This is a genomic window from Nostoc sp. UCD121 (assembly GCF_014222285.1).
Taxonomy (GTDB): domain Bacteria; phylum Cyanobacteriota; class Cyanobacteriia; order Cyanobacteriales; family Nostocaceae; genus Nostoc.
This window is the reverse complement of sequence record NZ_JACKZS010000006.1, coordinates 1-19591: the sequence shown is the minus strand read 5'-3', so window position 1 is coordinate 19591 and position 19591 is coordinate 1. Positions and strand designations below refer to the sequence as shown.

Below are 19591 nucleotides of genomic sequence, written 5' to 3'. Positions count from 1 at the left end.
TTTTGAGTAACTTAACACCTTGCAGAACGAGGCAGCATAAATTTTTCCCCTTCTGCTGCAAAATTACCACGAACCATCAGCACAGTTTCGTCAAACGCATGGGTGAATGCTTGCACATCTTTAACATCTAAAAGTTCTGGACTAAAGTAAATCACTACTTCTTCAATCGGTTGAGATATCTTAGCAAGAATATTCTTCAAAGAGCATATCTGCGGTGTTACGAGATCAAAAAGATGAAGTCGGGTATCTTCTATCTCCATGCAGGCGATTAAATCTAAATCTTCTGCATAGTATAAAGTGCGACTTCCTTCATTGACACAGAACACAGGTTTTTCCTTGACTACGCCAACTATGTTAGAGACAGGGGCACGTGTTTCTAAAAGTCTGTGTAGCAATGTGTAATCTTTGGTATCTGTAAAATCCAGTGTTCTGAAGCCATCAGTGCTAGCTGTAGAGTCACATTTAACTTTGAAGATATGTTCTTCGACTACACGAAAGCCAAAAGGTAAGTAAAATTCTGGCTGTGGTGTTGTTAATACCAAGGTTTCGTAAATGCGATCGCAATATCTTAGCATTTCTTCCATTACTTCACGGTAATAACCTCTCCGGCGAAATTCTAGACGGGTAGCTACTCCATGAATTCCTCCGACAGTGAGCTTTTGTCCCATAATTTGCATAGGAATTTCTAACACTCCCACATGGGTAATAGCCATATCATCATGAAAGCGAATAAACGGAGTTGAAGCTGTTTCCCAGGATGCACCTAGTTTTCTTGCACATTCTGCTAAACTCGTGAGTCCGGGAAATGTGACTTCCATCAAGTCAAAAAGCTTATCGCTGATGCTGGGTTCAGCAGAGAATGACTGTTTGAAACGATACTGGCTCATAGTTTAAGTATTACCCTTAATTACATTTTGTATTACAAGATTAATTTCAGCAAATCCTGAAAAAGGAAAGCATAACTGGATAGCAGCGCGTAAGTGTTGCGCTTCCAACGTTCACCCCAACATTTCTTAGTTTAATTTTGATGGTTGTCGTACATACAGCTTCAATTCAAGACCGTGACGGCGCAAAGCTTGTAAGCTAACGCGCTTACATATTGCACTATTTTCCGTGTAGACCATCATTAGTCATTAGTCATTTGTGTGTTACCAAGGACAAAGGATAACCTCACCAGTTGATGTGCAATCTTATTTGCGTAACAGCTTATTCGACAAAATTGACCATTTATTTCCTAAACTACATTTTATTTGGGCTTCTGCCAAAAGTGGATGCTCCCGCAGAAGAAGAATCTCATAGTTGTCTTCCTGATGTTGTTTCAGTAGTTAAAATGTCAACTCCAACACAGTGCCTTAGTCCGAAAGTGTTAGTGGGGAATTGTTTCTAAATCTTGGCAAGTATCATTTGTAGCGCTAAATATTCCTTGCAAAATTTCGAAACATTTAGCATCTAGCTTAGAAGTTAAGAAATTCCAGAAAATTCCTTTAGAAAAATCAAAATTTCAAACTTGATTGCGATAATAAGTTTAGGTAAAGGCAATAGGCAACAGGTAAGAGGAAAGAGGGCAGGAGTTGGAAGGTAGTTAACCCGTCCAATACTATTGTCCCATTGGGACGGGGCTTCTGACCCGATGAAAAGTCGAGGGAACAAGATCCCCATCTAACCAAAAATCTTCACTGTTGCCCATTGCCTGTTCCTTCGGCTGAAAGTTAGTAACTCAAACCTGTTTATCCTCAAGTGTTAAATTTCCCAGTACTACACATGAGTAGAGCCAATGACTGCTTTATCACCAGATCATTCAATCAGTTCATCAAGTACTCATAATTTAGATATAGCTAGGCAAGAGTATCAATATAACTACAACCATATTCCATCTATTGCGATGGTGGATCAGCTTTCTATTACGGAAGAGTTCACCACTAATTGGTATTTTTTATTAGCCCAGCAGTTACGAGTTCTTTTTATCAATACCTTGATTGTCAACAGAGGCAATCAAGATTCTAAATCGATTCGTGATGATGTCGAAAGATTTGTTTTAGAAGCCTTGCTCAAGGGAGCAGTACCAGCCCGAATCAGCATTCTGGCAAGAATCTTGCAAATTATCCCTCAGCTTTTGCTCAAAGGGATATCTAAGGATTTTAGAGAACTCGATGAGCTTTTTCATTCTATTTTGAAAGAAAACGGACTTGTGATCCTTAGAGATGCTCTAAATAGGATAATTAACCTTCTATATGAAGGACAGCCTACAGGACATGCAACCAGTCTCAAAGACTACGAAAATTTGTTTCCGGTGATTAGTTTACCAGCCATCGCTAAAACTTACCAGGAAGATGAAGTATTTGCGTACATGAGAGTGGCTGGCTACAATCCCGTAATGATTGAGCGAGTAACTACTCTAAGCGATCGCTTCCCAGTCACAGACAAACATTACCAAGCAGTGATGGGAAATGACGATTCATTAGCAGCAGCAGGGCTTGAAGGCAGGCTCTACTTAGCTGACTATAAAATTTTAGATGGTGCGATCAACGGTACATTCCCACACGAGCAAAAATATCTCTATGCTCCCTTAGCACTATTTGCCTTACCCAAAGGTTCAGATCCCACCCGTCTATTGCGTCCGGTAGCCATTCAATGCGGTCAAACCCCAGACCCAGATTATCCAATTGTTACCCCTAACTCCGGTAAATACGCTTGGCTTTTTGCCAAAACAGTTGTCCAAATAGCAGATGCTAACACCCACGAAGCTGTTACTCACCTAGCAAGAACTCATCTTTTGATTGGTGTTTTTGCGATCGCCACCGCAAGACAATTGCCACTCACACATCCCCTGAGAATCCTGCTGCGCCCCCATTTTGAAAGCACCTTAGCAATTAACGATGCCGCCCAACGTACTCTCATTGCTCCAGGCGGTGGTGTCGATAGATTACTCTCAGCATCAATCGATAATTCTCGCGTTTTAGCGGTGCTAGGATTGCAAAGCTATAGTTTCAATAGTGCCATCTTACCTAAGCAATTCCAACAGCGTGGTGTGGATGATCCTAATCTTTTGCCTGTTTATCCTTACCGGGATGACGCATTATTAGTATGGGATGCTATTCATCAATGGGTTTGGGACTACTTAAACCTTTACTACACCACCGATGAAGACATTCATCAAGACACAGCCCTACAACCGTGGGCAGCTGAAATCTCAGCTTACGATGGTGGTCGTATCCCCGATTTTGGCGAAGATGGGGGCATCAAAACCCTAAATTACTTGATTGATGCCACTACACTGATTATTTTTACTGCCAGTGCCCAACATGCAGCCGTTAACTTTCCGCAAAAAGATTTGATGGGCTACGCCGCAGCTATACCAATGGCAGGTTATTTACCAGCCTCAACTCTTAAAAGAGAAGTTACTGAACAAGACTACCTTAATTTGCTCCCCCCTTTAGATCAAGCGCAACGGCAATACAACCTACTCAGCTTATTAGGGTCTGTATACTACAACAAGCTGGGCGAATATCAGCAAGGATATTTTACAGACCAAAAAGTAAAACCATTGCTACAAGCATTCCAAAGTAATCTTCAGCAGGTAGAAGATACCATCAAGCAACGTAATTTGCACCGTCCACCCTATGAGTATCTACTTCCTTCTAAAATTCCTCAGAGCATCAATATCTGAATTAGGGACAAATGGCAAATGACAAATGACCAATAACAAATGACAGTAAATATTATGACGCTTAAAGATAAAGTTCTCAAAGGTCACGATCGCCAGCTATGGCTTGCACCTATACTAGCCAAAGTAGGTTATGACACTGCGATCGGCAAGTTTCTGCGTTTGATTTTCTATTATACAGATGCCTCAATCATACTCAAAGCATGGCGGGACTTTCTCTATATCCGTAAGGACAATATTGGAGACAAATATTTTGCAGTAGACCAAGCAATTATGCATTCCTCTCACTCCCAGGTGAGGGAACTAATGCAAACCCAACCACAACTGCGGGGAAATGATTTAGGCATCATCAGAATATTAGCTCCTAGCTACCTGCTTGATAATCCTCTGAGCTTGGGAACGAACGGTAATGAACACACAGGACTACGTAGTGTAATCTTACAAGCCTTACCAGAACCGTCCCAAAAGATAGACTTCTTAGGGAATCTAGTTGAGCAAAGCTTGTTAGAAGCTGCTAAACAAGGCAAATTACACATCGGCAACGATTTGCCAAAGATCATGCTATCAGTTTTGCATCAACTGGTTTTTCAGATATCTTTATCTGAGGAAGAAATCACAGCATCCGATAGTTACATTAAAGGTTTAGCTCTCGCATCCTTGCCTAATTTTATTAACAAGTATCTGCTAGCAATATTAACAGCACCAAAAATTCGGCATCGTCAATATTTAACCAAGCAATATAAACAATCAGCTAAATGGGCATCTTACTTTGAAACAGGCGCTCAGTATCAATTGAATGAACACCAAATTGCTAATACCCTTTTCGATATGATTCATATCGCTGGTACTGCCGGCACGAGTGCGCTTTTAGGATCAGTTATTGGTGTTCTCTGCTTGAATAATGCCCTCAGAAATGATGTAGTATCAGAAGTGAATGCAGTCTGGAATGGTAAGAAAACTTTAAACCCAGACGCTCTAGAACAGTTAACACTTCTCAATCAAGTGATTCTAGAAACGGCTCGTCTCTATCCACCTGTGCGGTTTGTTAGCCAACTCACCACTGAAGGGGGTGAAGTTGAGATTGGAGAACAAAAATGTCCATTCCAAAAAGGTACTCGTTTGCTTGGCTCTATTTTTACGGCTAATCGGGATGCCAACAGATACCAAAATCCAAATGATTTTGACCTAACACGGAATTTTTCAGATATTTTATCTTGGAACGGTGAAGGGCATGAGCGAGCCTGTCCTGGTAAATCCTTATCAATTGGTTTTATCAAGATTTTTTGTTTACATCTCTTCCAGAACTATCAATGGGACTCAATTACAGAAGCCAAATGGGATTTTGAAAAAGTAAATGCCGTTACTCCTAATAATTTAGTGCTACAAGGTTTTACTCAACGACTGTAAGTAAAAAACTAGGAGTTTGTAGTTTTGAATTAGAGGATGTTTGTAAAGTGCTTTTTGAATGTGTATTAATTACGAATTACGTTAGCGTAGCGGGGTATAGCCCATTACGAATTAAAAATCACTATGGCTGAATTAATTGAAAAGAAGCAACTCGATAATATTGCAACCTGGATGATTCCAATTAAAGAAACAAACTTACCATCTATCCTGAAGGGTGTGTTCTTTATGGATGGGAATCCCCTTCCAGATACTTGCATTACTATGTACAATTTGGAATGGGACACACAGAACAGAACTTTGGTTTTACCAATTTTTTCACCGTTACAGTGGACTTTTCATAACTCGATTGCGGGTTGGATATTACTACGTTTAATTCAATGGTTTAAAGTAACTTACAAAATTCAATTTGAAGATGAAACGTTGCAACAAGCTCAAATCATCCCTATTTTGCTGGGAATCCCAATTTCAACATTGATTGTAAGTTGTACAATGTCCCAAGATAAAAATTTTATCAATGGAGATATTTGGCACAGAAATAACGTCTGGTTTGGCGGACTTTCTAGGGCTGGTGAGTATACTCTACGTAAGGTTGTTGATAAAGATGGTAGTTATACTCCTGCTTTTACCGATATGCTTTCCAGGGTGCAAAATGAGTGTTTAGTGATTGCACATCACTCAAATCAACAAAAAGCGATTACGATATCTAAACCTAAATCGTAAAAGGAAATAGACCTGATGAACTATTGTGATAATCAAAATCTGCCAGACAATCAACCGTATAAAATATACGAATTTAAAAAAACTAATCAGGAAAAAATCCCTGGCTATTTAGTAGTTAGTACTGCCAAACTGAACGTTGAAACAGAAGAACATAATTCTAATAGATATTTATCATTAGTTGCTAATAAAAAGCTTTTTAATATCAATGATAGACAAGCTGAACCTTCAACCCAAGAGATGATTGAGAAAATTGCTAAAACTTTGGAATCAAGCTCCGAACCAGAAATAATTATAAATATTCATGGATATAGTTCTACACCATCGGATACAGAGATAGGCTGCAAAAAGATTTATGAATATATTAATACGTCTATTCAGCAACCAAATAAGTATATTTTTATTGGATATAGATGGCCATCAGAAAATCCCACTAAAACCGATGAGTCTGGTTCTTTTGGGCAAAAGCTAATCAACGCACTTTCTTCTCTACCAATTTTACTAGCTATCAATTTAGCTCTGGGCTTAACAATTAGTATATGGTCTGCTATAGCTTTATTGTTCTTAAATATTTTGAGTAATAGCGCTGTTCACTTTTTCACAGTGATGTTAATCTTATCTGGCATTGTATCTACAATTATTTTTACATTAATTATTCTTAGGTTATCTACTTATTTTCGTGATACTTATAGAGCGACTAATTACGGAGTTACAGATTTAGTTGAATTGATTAGACAGCTTGATTATACGGTAAAACTGCCTCGAAATAAACGGATTAAATTATCTTTTATTAGTCATAGCATGGGATGTTTTGTAGTTACAAATGTAATTCGTATTCTCTCTGATGTTTTTGATGTAAAATCTATTAATAAAAAACCAGATTCGGATATTGGGAATGTATTTAGATTAGGCAGAATTGTGCTAGTTGCACCTGATATTCCTGTAGAAAGTATCTTCCCCGGACGTGCTAATTTTCTTCGTTCTTCTTTACGTCGTTGCGAAGAAGCTTATATATTTTGTAACGAGGGAGACTTAGCGTTACGATTTACCTCTACTGCCGCAAATTATTTTAGTTTTCCAGCGCGAACTCGTATTAGTGGATACAGGCTTGGTAATATAACAGTTAAGCATTTCAACAATAAAAATGATTTAGTGGGTCACGCACCCAGATATGGAGTTGTTAATTTGCAAAAGCAAGACTATGGCAAAGGTTATAGACTTGATAATCCTTATAAATATTTAGAGATCCGTTCTTCTAGTAGCGAACATAGAAAACTTGAAGAGATAACTAAAATGTCAGAAGAGTGGGTACAACCCGCAGATTTATTTACATATTTTGACTGTACAGATTATAAAGATGACCGGATGGATCAGATCGGAATTGTTAGTTCTGCCATCCAAAAGCCAGCGATAAATTTTGGGAATTATATTCTCCTAACCTTGGCATTTATTCGGAAGTCTATTAACAATAGAGATCCTCAAGGTATTGATACCCACACAGGCTATTTTGGAGGCGGTTTTAGTCAAAAAGCCATTTACGAATTAGCTTTTTTAGGATTTCAAGGATTTTTACGATCTTTGTCTATTGAAGGAGACGAGTCTGAGCAAATTAGCGTTTTTTCTCAAAGATGCCAAGAAAAGCAAATTCAAGTGATTCTTGCGCCGCAAATTTATCAACAAAAAACTCAACGTTAGACAAGAGATTCCGAAATCATTGGTGATAGGGGTTAGCAAACGCGACATCCTGACTATTCAAGATTACACCGCAGACACTAGAAGCAGGAACAGTAAAGATTCAGATAATCGAAGGCAGTCTGCAAGAAATCAAAATCATTGGTAACAGACGATTACGTAGTCAATACATTCGCGATCGCATCCAACTGGGTGCTGGCAAACCCCTAAACGTACCACGCCTCTTAGAAAAACTCCAACTACTCCGCCTCGATCCACGCATCCAAAACCTCTCAGCCGAATTACAAACAGGCGTACATCCGGGAAGCAATGTATTGCAAGTTGAGGTTGAAGAACTTAGTGCCTTTAGAGCAATTTGGTCTTGGTGGACAACTAAGTGTCTGGGGCTATCGCCAAGACGCATTACTTACAGATAATGGTCTGTTGTTTTCGGCAGAATTTCGAGTCCCCATTGTCCGCGCCAATAAGATTAACGGGGTGCTGCAACTGACTCCCTTCATTGATGTAGGTAAAGGTTGGAACGTCAACGGCAAAGATCCATCGCCTAGCACCCTTGTTAGTACTGGGTTGGGGCTGTTGTGAAAGCAGGGTGATGACTTATCGGCTCGTTTAGATTGGGGCATTCCTTTAATCTCAGTGGATGGTGAAAAGCGATCGCTCCAAGAAAATGGTTTGTACTTCTCACTGCGTTATTCGCCATTTTGACCTTGATTTCTCACTTGTGAGAAATCAAGGAGTGTGGGAGGTGTGGGAGGATGGGGAAAAAATCTGACCCCGCACACTCCCCACACTCCTCTGCCTACAGTATCGTGAGAAATCCGGGTTTGAGGCGATGTTTCAAAACTATACCGTTTTGGGCAACCTAAAGTGCAAGGTATAAATAAAGGCTTGGCAATGACAACGAACTCTATTTGGTTGAGTCTGTGCGCTGGAATAGTGCCGTTGATGGTAATGCCTGTGAGTGCCCAGGTAATTCCTGATAGCACTTTAAATACTGCTGTCTCTCAAAGTGGTAATAACTTTACCATCATTAACGGTAATCGAGTTGGCAACAATTTATTCCACAGCTTCAGCCAATTTTCAGTTCCTAGTAACGGCTCGGCTTTTTTCAACAATGCCGCAGATGTGCAAAATATTTTTTCTCGCGTCACTGGAAATAGTGTTTCCAACATTGATGGTTTAATTAAAGCCAATGGTAGCGCTAATCTGTTTTTGCTCAATCCCAGTGGGATTATTTTCGGTGCGAATGCCCAACTTAATATTGGCGGTTCCTTTTTTGGGACAACTGCTCAGAGCATTAAATTTAGCGATGGTGCTGAATTTAGCGCAATTAGTCCTCAAAAAGCTCCATTGTTGAGCATCAATGTTCCCATTGGTTTGCAGATGGGTAGTAATCCAGGTGCAATTGTTGTCCAAGGGTCAGGACACAATGCCCAGTTAGGCGAATCACTTCAGGTTTCTGGATTAAACCTCGGTACGAGAGGATTACAGTTGCAATCTGGAAAGACACTGGCATTGCTGGGTGGGAATGTTGCCTTAGCTGGAGGATTGCTCTCCGCACCAGGAGGGCAAATAGAACTCGGTAGCATTACTAACGGAAGCGTCGCCCTCAGTTCCATCGCTGAAGGATTTGCGTTGAGTTATCCTAATACTTCGAGTTTTGGCAATATTCAGATAACCCAACGAGCTTTAGCATCTACACGCGACCTCACTGGGCAAAGGGGAGGAGCCATTCAAATTCAGGGTAAACAGGTCAGCATCCGAGATGGTTCACTGATATTAGTGCAAAATCGCAGCAACCAAACTGCTGGTGATATTGCAATCAATGCCACAGAGTCCCTCCAGATTATCGGCAAGTCTCCTGATTTTAAAAGTTCCAGCAGTTTAATTAATGAAACTATATCCCCAGGTGCGGCAGGGAATATTATTGTTACCACCCCAAAATTGAATATTGATGGGGGTGGGTATATCTTAAACCGTACCTTTAGCACAGCACCGGGTGGCAATATTGCAATAAATACTGATGAAATGCGGGTGAATGGTTTTGCATTTGGTGATCCTAATACTTTTCGATCAGTCAGCCAGATATTAGCTGCTTCCTATGGGACTGGGAAAGGTGGAGATATCAATATTTCCACTCAAAACCTGTCTATCTTAGCTGGCGGCAATATAGCAGCAAGACCCTACCGTTTCGGTAATGGCGGCGATCTCATTGTCAAGGCAGATACAATTCAGGTGACAAATGAGGGAGCGCCAAAAGGTTTGTATTTTAGTCTGTTGTCTACTGCCACATTCGGGTTTGGTAATGCCGGGGATTTGAAAATCGATACCCGCAAGCTGTCGCTTCAAGCTGGCGGCAGAGTATCAGCTTCTAGCATAGTTTTAGGAAATGCGGGTTCACTGACTATCAATGCATCTGAATCGATTGATGTGAATGGTGTCAAAGATGCAGCAAATCCCAGCTATATTGGTAGTGCTGTTCGTCCTGTTTTTGGAGTTTCCAGCGCTACTTCAGGTAACACCACGATTAACACCCCACTTCTTAACATTAGTAATGGTGCAACAGTTTTTGTCCAAAACCTTGGCTCCGGTAAAGCTGGTACTTTAAACATTCAGGCGAACACCCTACGACTCGATAATGGGGCCAGCATTTCAGCATCCACAAAAGCAGGTGGTGGTGGTAACACTAATTTACAACTACGGGATCTACTACTGATGCGTCATGGTAGCTTTATCAGTGCAGAAGCAGAGGGCAATGGTAATGGTGGCAATATCACGCTTAATGCTCCCAACATCGTGGGTTTAGAAAACAGTGACATTATAGCCAATGCAGTCCAAGGAAAAGGTGGCAATATTCAAATCACTACCCAAGGAATTATTGGGCTGAAATATCGTCCTCAACTGACTCCCGAAAACGACATCACTGCCAGTTCCCAGTTTGGGGTCAACGGTACGGTTCAAGTTAATAATATTGGTGTCGATCCCAATTCTGGCTTAGTGGAACTACCAGCGAATGTCACTGATTCATCACAGCAAATAGCCAGTGGTTGTTCTCCAAACCAAGGCAGCCGATTTATCGTAACGGGTCGGGGTGGTGTACCGCAAAATCCCAATCAGGAAATGACGAGCGATCGCACTTGGTCTGACATCCGCGATATCTCTGCATACCGTAAAACTGGCAATGTCACAGCACAACTTCCAACTACCCCAGAAACTCTCCTCCAAGCCACAGGCTGGGGACGCAATGCTCAAGGTAAAATCGAGTTAGTTGCAAATCAAGCTTCTACAAGAATACAACCATCTTTAACCTGTGCGGTACTTCCTAAGAAAAATTTAGGTCAGATCCCCGATTTTTTCAAAAGTTCGGCGATCGCACAGCCATCAATTGTTGCCGATCTATATACATCGAAATTATAGAGTTAGAGAGGATAAGTTTACTTATCCTTTAAGCTCTTATACTGTGAGTAATTTTTATTTTGTAACAACTAAATCACATCAATGATGCTCGAACCTATGTTGAAGTCAATGCATATCCTTTTGGTAGATGACAATCCCAATAATCTCAAAGTTCTATCACAAGCAATTCAAGGATGTGGTTGGAAAATACTCATGGCAACCGATGGAGAATCGGCCATTGAACAAGCAGAATACTGTGATCCCAACCTCATTCTCCTGGATGTAATGATGCCGGATATTGATGGATTTGAAATTTGCCGCCGACTGAAAGCCAATTTTATCACTAAGAATATTCCGGTCATTTTTATGACTGCTTTATGCGATGCCACAGATAAAGTAAAAGGACTAGAAATTGGTGCAGTTGATTACATTACCAAACCTTTTCAAAAAGAAGAACTCATTGCTCGATTAAAGTTACATTTGAACATCTCCCATCTTACTCATACCCTCGAACAAAGAGTGGAAGAACGCACCATAGAATTAACTCAATCTCTACAAAAGTTACAAAATACCCAACTACAACTAATTCAAAGTGAGAAAATGTCCACCCTTGGACAACTTGTTGCAGGCATAGGTCATGAGATTAATAACCCAATTGGTTTTATTAGTGGAAGTTGCTCTCATATTGAAGAATATATGAATGATCTCCTGCGTTTGGTGAATCTCCAACAGCAAAAGTTACCACACCCAGACCCGGAAATTGAAGAACTCATTGAAGAAATTGACTTAGAGTATCTGGCTAAAGATTTACCAAAAATTATGGAATCAATGCACCAGGGAATCGATCGTCTTAAGGATATTAGCCTCTCTCTAAGAACCTTTGCTCGATCTGATACTTTATCTCTGGTCGAGTTTCAAATTCATGAAGGAATTGAGAGTACCTTAATGCTCTTAAAACATCGACTTAAAGATCAGGGAGATCGCCCTACAATCGAGGTTGTCAAAAAATATGGGGCGCTACCTCTAATTACTTGCTATCCTGGTCAACTAAATCAAGTATTTATGAATTTAATAGCAAATGCTATAGATGCATTGGATGAATCAAATACAGGTTGGAGTTGTGAGAAAATTAAATCTAATCCTAACCGAATTACAATTACCACTTCCTTGAAAGAGTTAAATGTTGAGGTGAAAATTGCTGATAATGGAATTGGCATGAGCGAATCAGTCAAACAAAAAATATTTGACCACTTATTTACTACCAAAAGTGTTGGTAAAGGTACAGGATTAGGGCTGGCGATCGCTCGACAAATTATAGTGGAAAAGCATGGTGGTTCAATCGAGTGCAACTCTTCTACAGAGCAAGGTACAGAATTTGTGATCTTAATTCCAGTTCGACAGTAAGCGGCAAAAATATACTATTAAAAGTGTGGGGATTGGCTTAGAGACAACATAACTAGCTCATTGGGCTAGACTGAAGAAAGTTATGAGGACGCAAATATGACTGACAAAAATCGTTCTCAATGGGACTTAGGCAGGTTTCTCGAAACCCTGACTTACTTTGAGGTAATTCCTTTCCTTAACTGGGTACAGCAGTTAAGGAAAGGCCGTCCAAAGGATAATCAAGATAGACCCAATGGAGGGAGAAACGTGGGTGTAATACTAGTAGCAGGTGCAACAGGTGGTGTAGGTAAACGAGTGGTGCAGCGATCGCTCCAACGGGGTTATAAAGTTCGCGCCCTAGTTCGAGACATTGACAAAGCACGATCGATTCTAGGCAATGATATAGACTTAGTAGTTGCGGATATTACAAAACCAGAAACTTTAACTCCTTTAGTTATGGCTGATATCCAAGCTGTAGTTTGCTGCACAGCAGTGCGCGTGCAACCAGTTGAGGGAGACACAGCCGATAGAGCCAAATATTATCAAGGTGTTAAATTTTACCAGCCAGAAATTGTTGGCGACACCCCAGAAAATGTAGAATATCAAGGTGTCAAAAACTTAGTCCAAGCAGCCGCGAAATATCTACCCCAAGCAAATGAAAAACCGATATTTGATTTCACCAAGCCATCAGCAGAATTAAAAGATAACTGGGGGGCGTTGGATGATGTCGTCATGGGTGGCGTGAGTGCTAGCAATATCCAATTAGTAGAAAATACAGCTTTGTTTGCTGGTAATGTCTCCACCGCTAACTCTGGCGGATTTGCATCTGTTAGAACTAAGAATTTTGATCCGCCCTTCAACTTATCCGGTTATGAAGGTGTAAAATTGCGCGTCAAAGGTGATGGACAACGTTATAAAATCTTCCTACGAACAGATACAAAATGGGATGGCATTGGCTATAGCTATTCTTTTGACACAGTAGCTAATACTTGGATAGATGTTCACATTCCCTTTGCAGATTTGATTCCCGTCTTTCGGGCAAAAGTTGTCAAAGATGCGCCACCTATTGAGCAGACTAGAATTTGTTCATTCCAATTGATGTTGAGCAAATTTGAATATGATGGGGCTTTGAATCCCAAATTTTCCCCTGGTGGTTTTACTTTGCAATTGGAATCAATTAAAGCTTACGGCGGCACAACTTTACCACAATTTATCCTAGTCAGTTCAGCAGGCGTAACTCGTCCCGGCCGCCCTGGCATTAATTTAGATGAAGAACCGCCAGCAGTTAAATTAAATGACCAATTAGGAGGAATTCTAACTTGGAAGTTGAAGGGAGAAGATAGTTTAAGAGAAAGCGGAATTCCTTATACGATTATTAGACCTTGTGCTTTAACTGAAGAAGCAGGGGGTAAGGAATTAATATTGGAGCAAGGCGATAATATTAAGGGCAAAATCAGCCGTGAAGATGTGGCAGAACTTTGCGTGCAAGCGCTAAAAATAGCGAAAGCTTGTAATGTCACCTTTGAGGTAAAACAGACAGATAATACTGTTAACTCTATCGATTGGCAGAAGCTATTTCCTAATTTAGTCAAGGATAAATAAGTTAAGTGGCTATAGATTTATACTCTGTAGCCATACCAATAGATGCTGTCTAAATAGACTGTTATGAAAAAAAATCAAGTGTTAATAGTTGCTGGGATTTTAGCAACTATTATCTGGGGCGGATTATTTGGAAAAACTGCTTTATCGCAGCAAGTGCAGTCTCGCATCAGTAACCTGGAAGCGGACTTGAATCGTGTGGAGTCACGATTAAACCAGATAGAATCTCAACTTGGTCAAGGCCGCCAATCTCCATCTCGAAGAACGACACTTACCCCACGACAGTCAAGTGGTTCCAGAGGAAATTTATCACAGCAAGATCCGATGTTTGATCGGCTGGCAACTTTGGTGGTTGAATTGAAGCAACAAGTCAATAAATTAGAGGGGCGAGTTTCTAAATTAGAAAATCGCTGAGTATTTAAATTATCTTATCTAGCTTTCGGAACTTAACACCTTATGCTGTGATTACATCGTGTAAGCTGGCTTCAATTTCCGCAGGAACTTAAGCATGGCTGAAATCACAGTATCCGGCGACTCAATTAAGAAGCCATGACCCCCACCTTCGAGAATTACAAGTTCAGAGTTGGGAATGCCTTGAGCAAGTTGCTGGGAAAACTTTAGCGGGGTGAGAATGTCTTGTTTGCCAACTAGAACTAGGGTAGGACAATGAATTTTTTGAAGGCAATCTGTTGTGTCAAAGTCAAGCATGGCTTGGCTGTGATGATGTAGTGAATGAGTCGGTGGTGGGAAAGGATATCTGATTGCAAATTCGATCAGACCTTCGATCATGCCAGGAATCGAGTAGAAGGTATCTGTAAATATCCAGGGTAATACGACTTTTTCATAAAGTTTCAGGTCTACATTAGCGCAGAGTTCGCCCCAAGTCTCAATGATGCTGTTGAATAATTCATCACCCTTTGCCAGTGACGAAAGCAGCATTAAACTTTGCACTTTTTCAGGATATGCTAACACTAATTCTTGAGCTATCTGACCTCCCATTGAATGACCTACTAGATGCACCTTATTGATCGCAAGATGATCGAGCAATGCTGCAACGTCATTAGCCATCTGCTTCAGACTATAGGGGGTTTTGGGAGCAGAACTTCGTCCCATACCTCGGTTATCTAAGCGAATAACTTGATACTGCGAAATCAGCGATGGCATAATTAACGACCAATAGGCATGATCGCAAAGGAAGCCAGCTATTAATAGCAAAGGCTCACCCGTTCCCTTAATGTCGTAGAACAAATCAATCCCGTTAACCTGAAGCTTTGGCATAGTCAATAATTCTGCTAAACCCGATCGATCTGAAGCAGGGATAGACAACGCTACACTCCTAAGTCTTAAATCTCTCGTCCACCGGAATTTGATAGCCGTTGGCGAGGCGATTGGTCATGTTGGCAGTAGCTGCGATCGCCATGAGTTCCCCGAACATGGTATCATTCATCCCCTTGGCCCGCGCTCCTGCTGTGTGCGAGGCAATACAATACTCACAGCCATTTGTCGCACTCACAGCGATATAAATTAGTTCTCGCATCAGTGGATCAATTTCACCAGGGCTAGTCATCACTTCTTTCACCGCTTGCCAAGTTCGTTGCAAGGTAGGGGGATGATTAGCTATGGCTTTCCAAAAGTTATTGATATAGTCATTCTGGCGGGTGACGCGGATATCGTCATATACTGCCCGGATTTCATCGCTGGCTTCTTCGTATTCAATCAGCTTAGTCATGTTTCTATGTTTTTACTTCCAACCATTAGCGGTGATGAAATTCGACCTCTCTCTCCAGAATCTTAATATCATAGTTGCCGAAGAAATCGTGGCCCAGTAAGCCGATGCTGGCTTTGGGTGCGATCGCTACCTGAAGATTATTGGCTGTAACTCCACCTGCTGCAATAGATTTTACCTTACTGGTTGGAAATTCTACTTCGCTACCATCGGCAATTTGGGCTTGCATTGTACCTGTAGTCTGGAGTTTAAGTGTATTCGCCATACTTTGTGTGATAATAGTCCCGCTAGCACCAGTATCTACAATCATTTCAAAGGTTTTTTTGTCATTGAAGGTAACGTCAATCACAGGAGTTCCACCAAAGCGGCGTTTAATTGAAACTCGAAAAACTCTATCGTCTGAAGGTGCGGCTATATTGCCACAAAGCCTTTCTAATCCAACGGTTTTACCGGAGGAAGTTACCATGTAACATGCTCCTGGATCGTCTGCTATTACTCGATGAGAGAATCCTAAAAATATCAGCGTTGGGATTAGTGCGTAGGCGTAGCTCGTCCTAGACATCACAGTTGAAGTCATAGTTTTAATCCCATGCCTAAAAATATTATTCATATTAGCTTTTACTCCCTTTTTTCAATATTTATTGAAATCTAAATTGCTGACAATATTTACTTTTAATAGCTTAAATAATGTGTTTATTTTTAGGATAATTATGGTGATTTTTTATATGTTTTTATAATATGAAATACTGTTCTGTAAACTATATTAGCTAGAATTACTGAGTGAAAAATTAAAGATTGGGTGAAGACATGATGAAACTACTGAGAGTTAACTTATCAAGTAAATATTAATTGTCTGACTCAAAAGTTGCTGCTGTATTTACAGCAATTTCGATCGCATTTTTCACAGCAATATTCCTCTGTTCTAAGATGATATTTTCACTTACAGTACGCCCAGCAACTACACCGCAAATAGTAGCAGCAGCAAAATTATACACACCTGCCATTTTGAATAGTGTGCCGGATTCCATCTCATAATTCAAGATATTTAAGCGCCGATATTCTTCAGTGATGCCATGCAGCGATCGCATTAAATTTAGATTTGCGGAATCTGTGCGTTCTTGCCCTTCGTAAAAAGTATCAACTGATGCCGTAATTCCGATGTAATGTTCAATCTTTAATTTTCGCGCAGCTTGAACCAAAGCTACTGTCAGAAACGGATCGGCTGCGGCTGGATATTCCATAGGCGCAATGTCATAAGCTGCACCTTGGCGACATAATGCTGCACTGCTAATAACAACGCTACCGACTGGTATATAAGGTTGAATTGCTCCGCAAGTTCCAATACGAATAATTTGCCGAATTCCTACTTGTATCAACTCGTTGACAACAATACTTAATGAAGGCGCACCCATACCACTAGTAGCTGATAAGATGCTGCGGCCATTTGGTAAGTATCCTACATAGCTATTTAGACCGCGATTTTCCGATAATAAGCGGACATCTTGGAAATAAGTTTGGGCAATTAAGCGCGATCGCTCTGGATCGCCCGATAATAGGGCAATGCTGGGAGGGGATGAACCTAAATCATCTTGCCCAAAGCCAATATGATAAAAGCGTTTATTTGCCATTCAATGCTACTCGCACGCGTATTCGCAGATCGGAGCGTTTCTTATTGCTGGCTCCTACAACTAAGGAACCAAGAATTGCTCTTGATATGGTTGGGCGATCGCTAAATTATTAGGACTTATACAATTAACTTGTCACGCATGAACCAACAAGTATTGACCGTTACCAAGAATTTCACCATCACAACCGTCAAAATACACAATGCACAAAAGCAAATAAAGTCTCCACATCCGGCAGAACTTGCCATAGTCCATACCATAATTTAAATCTGGGACTTTTGTTTGATTCTGGTCAAAATTCATCAACCAATTTATCAGAGTCTTTGAGTAGTTAGCACCATTTAAATACCATTGATTAATAGTTTTCAGTCCTGTATTAACCTTTGGGATGACATCATAATTCCATACCCGCATGTTTGGAAAAACATATTTGTCTATAAAAGGATGGGTTATATCATAAGGTAATCTGGTTGTGATTATGTGAATTAACACCTTGCCGTCATCTTTGAGGAGAGAAGCCAGTTTTTTAAATGATTTCGTTAAATTACCTACATGCTCAAACAGGCCAATCGCTATAATTTTATCAAACTTATTCTCAAAATCAATATCATTAAAGTCCTTTTCATATAGAGTGAATCTATCTGAACTGAAGTAACTGGTAGGGTTTCGCATTTTTTTACGCATATATTCACATTGCCCGTGGCTCAAATTAAGAGCTGTTACTTTCACATGCGGAAACCGGGAAAGAATGTAATTTGATGCAGAACCCCAACCGCATCCCAAATCTAAGATTTCGTCTCCGTCTTCGATGCCTGCTTTTGCAATCACATCATCGAGCATGTCCATTTGAGCTTGCTCAAGGTTAGATGCTCCTTTTTCCCATAGAGCCATTGTGTATTTAGGATATAAAAGTTCTGTCTCTTTTAACATCAGACAGAACATTTCTTCAGGCAGGTTGTATTGAACCTTCATTAGTTCGTGTGACCCCTCTGCAAGGCGATCGCTTTCTTGCAACAGCCATTCATAAGGAACTAAAAGAGAAGGAAAATATTTGTAGCTGATTTGCATAGAGAGATTTAAAAGGGATTTAAGCAGAGGATCGGGGATTTTTAGCCCATTGATATAAGCCTCTGCTCCTACCATTAAGATTGCATTGAATGCAGCGATCGCTGTGCGGTTAGCTTGGTAAGCAATTCGGTTTTTGTTATTCACATCTACAAAAAGAGTATGTTTTTGGATTTTGTCTGTAATGCTGGAAGTCATGTATACATTACCTTAGATTTTTAGTTATATATATTAAATTTATGACAAAACTAAATACTCGTCTTTTACAATTTTTGCTTGCGATAAATTCAAAACTCCCATAAAATCAAGGACTTATAACTCACGGATGCTATTTAAAGTGGTAAAAATTGAGAAATAAAACTTAAAGTTAGAAAATGATTTCATGTATTAAAAATTAACATTTTTTCATGAAACTTAATAAGAATTTTTTATTTTGTTGAGATTAGCGATCGCCTTGGTTAAGGTCTAAATCATCTACACCATTTAGTGAATCACTGCTATCTACTTGCTTCGGCAATGTATTTAAAATAACTGCACTGTTAGTTAGTTTCTTTTCTGGCATATTTAAACTATCTACATCAATTGATAATTCATTAGTAACTGGTTTATATTCAGGATTCTCTCGATTTCCACTTGCTATTTCTTCTGCTTTACCGATAAAATCTTTTGCAAGTCGTTCACTAAAGCCAACAACAAATGCTATGACAAAAATCAAAGACCTTTGTTGGTCTTGAGATGATTCTTGATTCGTAGTTGGATTTAGCTTGAAGATGCTAGGATTAATAAACATTGATATTAGCCCAGAGTTAATTAAGGCTAAAAATAAAACAGCAAATGCTCCTCCAATCATTGGTTTAAAAGCACCAACAAGAAATGGAGTTAATGGATCGGAATATTTCTTTTTTTGAAATTCTTCAATTCTAATTAAAATACTGATAATACTACCTAATGTTCCTGCCGAAATAGCTAAACTGAGTTGGAGAAGAAATTCATTATATTTCTGATTTACAGATTGCCTTTTGCTATATTGTGCATTTAATTCGGCAAGGTTACTATTTAGAATTGTCAATTCTGTACTCTTGAACTCCGCATTTTTTTGTGATATTGTATTTAACTCTTTAATTTCTTCCTTGGTTGTTTTTAATTTGCTAACATCATTTACCGATGCAGAATTTGTGTTATCAGATTGATTTTTTGCTTCAGCTTGATTTTGAATTTCTTCTACTCGGTTATTTGTATATTTTTGAATCTCTTTGATTTCGCTTTGTAAAAAAATCTTACTAAGATTATAATTATTGTTATTATAATGATTAATAA

The 19591-nt window shown here is 39.8% G+C and carries 15 protein-coding genes and 1 pseudogene; 9 read left to right on the top strand and 7 right to left on the bottom strand.

Going from position 1 to position 19591, the window contains the following annotated elements:
• Nucleotides 1-11: 11 nt before the first annotated feature.
• Complete coding sequence (locus GNF10_RS02430) at nucleotides 12-887, bottom strand: GNAT family N-acetyltransferase (RefSeq protein WP_185585287.1); 876 nt, start codon at nucleotides 885-887, stop codon at nucleotides 12-14.
• Nucleotides 888-1774: 887 nt separating this feature from the next.
• Between GNF10_RS02430 and GNF10_RS02425 the strand changes: the two genes are divergently transcribed.
• From GNF10_RS02425 to GNF10_RS02385, 9 genes are all read left to right on the top strand, one after another.
• Nucleotides 1775-3667 carry a lipoxygenase family protein gene (locus tag GNF10_RS02425; protein WP_185585286.1) on the top strand — a complete coding sequence of 631 codons (1893 nt, stop codon included), beginning with the start codon at nucleotides 1775-1777 and terminating at the stop codon, nucleotides 3665-3667.
• A gap of 39 nt (nucleotides 3668-3706) precedes the next feature.
• On the top strand, nucleotides 3707-5071 hold the full coding sequence (locus tag GNF10_RS02420; protein ID WP_260446084.1) for a cytochrome P450: 1365 nt from the start codon (nucleotides 3707-3709) through the stop codon (nucleotides 5069-5071).
• Nucleotides 5072-5194: 123 nt separating this feature from the next.
• Nucleotides 5195-5791 (top strand): hypothetical protein, encoded by a 597-nt coding sequence (locus GNF10_RS02415; RefSeq protein ID WP_185585285.1) that lies wholly within the window; start codon nucleotides 5195-5197, stop codon nucleotides 5789-5791.
• A 15-nt stretch (nucleotides 5792-5806) separates the two neighbouring features.
• Nucleotides 5807-7483 carry an alpha/beta hydrolase gene (locus GNF10_RS02410; RefSeq protein WP_185607109.1) on the top strand — a complete coding sequence of 559 codons (1677 nt, stop codon included), beginning with the start codon at nucleotides 5807-5809 and terminating at the stop codon, nucleotides 7481-7483.
• 249 nt (nucleotides 7484-7732) lie between these two features.
• Complete coding sequence (locus GNF10_RS39455) at nucleotides 7733-8062, top strand: ShlB/FhaC/HecB family hemolysin secretion/activation protein (RefSeq protein WP_369009405.1); 330 nt, start codon at nucleotides 7733-7735, stop codon at nucleotides 8060-8062.
• Between the two features lie 363 nt (nucleotides 8063-8425).
• Nucleotides 8426-10897, top strand: coding sequence for an S-layer family protein (locus GNF10_RS02400; RefSeq protein ID WP_260446272.1), 2472 nt, complete (start codon nucleotides 8426-8428; stop codon nucleotides 10895-10897).
• Nucleotides 10898-10978: 81 nt separating this feature from the next.
• The gene (locus GNF10_RS02395) at nucleotides 10979-12280 is read left to right on the top strand and encodes a response regulator (protein WP_185586060.1); all 1302 of its coding nucleotides are present in this window, start codon (nucleotides 10979-10981) and stop codon (nucleotides 12278-12280) included.
• A gap of 96 nt (nucleotides 12281-12376) precedes the next feature.
• Nucleotides 12377-13861: a CIA30 family protein gene (locus GNF10_RS02390; protein ID WP_185586061.1), complete on the top strand. Its 1485-nt coding sequence runs from the start codon at nucleotides 12377-12379 to the stop codon at nucleotides 13859-13861.
• A gap of 63 nt (nucleotides 13862-13924) precedes the next feature.
• Nucleotides 13925-14272: a hypothetical protein gene (locus GNF10_RS02385; RefSeq protein ID WP_185586062.1), complete on the top strand. Its 348-nt coding sequence runs from the start codon at nucleotides 13925-13927 to the stop codon at nucleotides 14270-14272.
• Nucleotides 14273-14323: 51 nt separating this feature from the next.
• Here the strand turns inward: GNF10_RS02385 and GNF10_RS02380 are convergent, their stop codons facing one another.
• The 6 genes and pseudogenes from GNF10_RS02380 to GNF10_RS02355 all read right to left on the bottom strand — a co-directional run.
• Complete coding sequence (locus GNF10_RS02380) at nucleotides 14324-15136, bottom strand: alpha/beta fold hydrolase (protein ID WP_185586066.1); 813 nt, start codon at nucleotides 15134-15136, stop codon at nucleotides 14324-14326.
• 58 nt (nucleotides 15137-15194) lie between these two features.
• On the bottom strand, nucleotides 15195-15587 hold the full coding sequence (locus GNF10_RS02375; RefSeq protein ID WP_012412753.1) for a carboxymuconolactone decarboxylase family protein: 393 nt from the start codon (nucleotides 15585-15587) through the stop codon (nucleotides 15195-15197).
• 25 nt (nucleotides 15588-15612) lie between these two features.
• Complete coding sequence (locus GNF10_RS02370) at nucleotides 15613-16161, bottom strand: TIGR02281 family clan AA aspartic protease (RefSeq protein WP_260446114.1); 549 nt, start codon at nucleotides 16159-16161, stop codon at nucleotides 15613-15615.
• Between the two features lie 268 nt (nucleotides 16162-16429).
• On the bottom strand, nucleotides 16430-17212 hold the full coding sequence (locus tag GNF10_RS02365; protein WP_185586064.1) for a nucleoside phosphorylase: 783 nt from the start codon (nucleotides 17210-17212) through the stop codon (nucleotides 16430-16432).
• 132 nt (nucleotides 17213-17344) lie between these two features.
• Complete coding sequence (locus GNF10_RS02360) at nucleotides 17345-18472, bottom strand: cyclopropane-fatty-acyl-phospholipid synthase family protein (RefSeq protein WP_185586065.1); 1128 nt, start codon at nucleotides 18470-18472, stop codon at nucleotides 17345-17347.
• A gap of 244 nt (nucleotides 18473-18716) precedes the next feature.
• Nucleotides 18717-19591, bottom strand: a pseudogene (locus tag GNF10_RS02355) (hypothetical protein); the annotation flags it as partial.

Coding starts and splice junctions, on each gene's coding strand:
- GNF10_RS02430 (WP_185585287.1), bottom strand. CDS start 887: ATGAGCCAGTATCGTTTCAAACAGTCATTCTCTGCTGAACCCAGCATC.
- GNF10_RS02425 (WP_185585286.1), top strand. CDS start 1,775: ATGACTGCTTTATCACCAGATCATTCAATCAGTTCATCAAGTACTCAT.
- GNF10_RS02420 (WP_260446084.1), top strand. CDS start 3,707: ATGACAGTAAATATTATGACGCTTAAAGATAAAGTTCTCAAAGGTCAC.
- GNF10_RS02415 (WP_185585285.1), top strand. CDS start 5,195: ATGGCTGAATTAATTGAAAAGAAGCAACTCGATAATATTGCAACCTGG.
- GNF10_RS02410 (WP_185607109.1), top strand. CDS start 5,807: ATGAACTATTGTGATAATCAAAATCTGCCAGACAATCAACCGTATAAA.
- GNF10_RS02400 (WP_260446272.1), top strand. CDS start 8,426: ATGGTAATGCCTGTGAGTGCCCAGGTAATTCCTGATAGCACTTTAAAT.
- GNF10_RS02395 (WP_185586060.1), top strand. CDS start 10,979: ATGATGCTCGAACCTATGTTGAAGTCAATGCATATCCTTTTGGTAGAT.
- GNF10_RS02390 (WP_185586061.1), top strand. CDS start 12,377: ATGACTGACAAAAATCGTTCTCAATGGGACTTAGGCAGGTTTCTCGAA.
- GNF10_RS02385 (WP_185586062.1), top strand. CDS start 13,925: ATGAAAAAAAATCAAGTGTTAATAGTTGCTGGGATTTTAGCAACTATT.
- GNF10_RS02380 (WP_185586066.1), bottom strand. CDS start 15,136: ATGCCAAAGCTTCAGGTTAACGGGATTGATTTGTTCTACGACATTAAG.
- GNF10_RS02375 (WP_012412753.1), bottom strand. CDS start 15,587: ATGACTAAGCTGATTGAATACGAAGAAGCCAGCGATGAAATCCGGGCA.
- GNF10_RS02370 (WP_260446114.1), bottom strand. CDS start 16,161: ATGACTTCAACTGTGATGTCTAGGACGAGCTACGCCTACGCACTAATC.
- GNF10_RS02365 (WP_185586064.1), bottom strand. CDS start 17,212: ATGGCAAATAAACGCTTTTATCATATTGGCTTTGGGCAAGATGATTTA.
- GNF10_RS02360 (WP_185586065.1), bottom strand. CDS start 18,472: ATGACTTCCAGCATTACAGACAAAATCCAAAAACATACTCTTTTTGTA.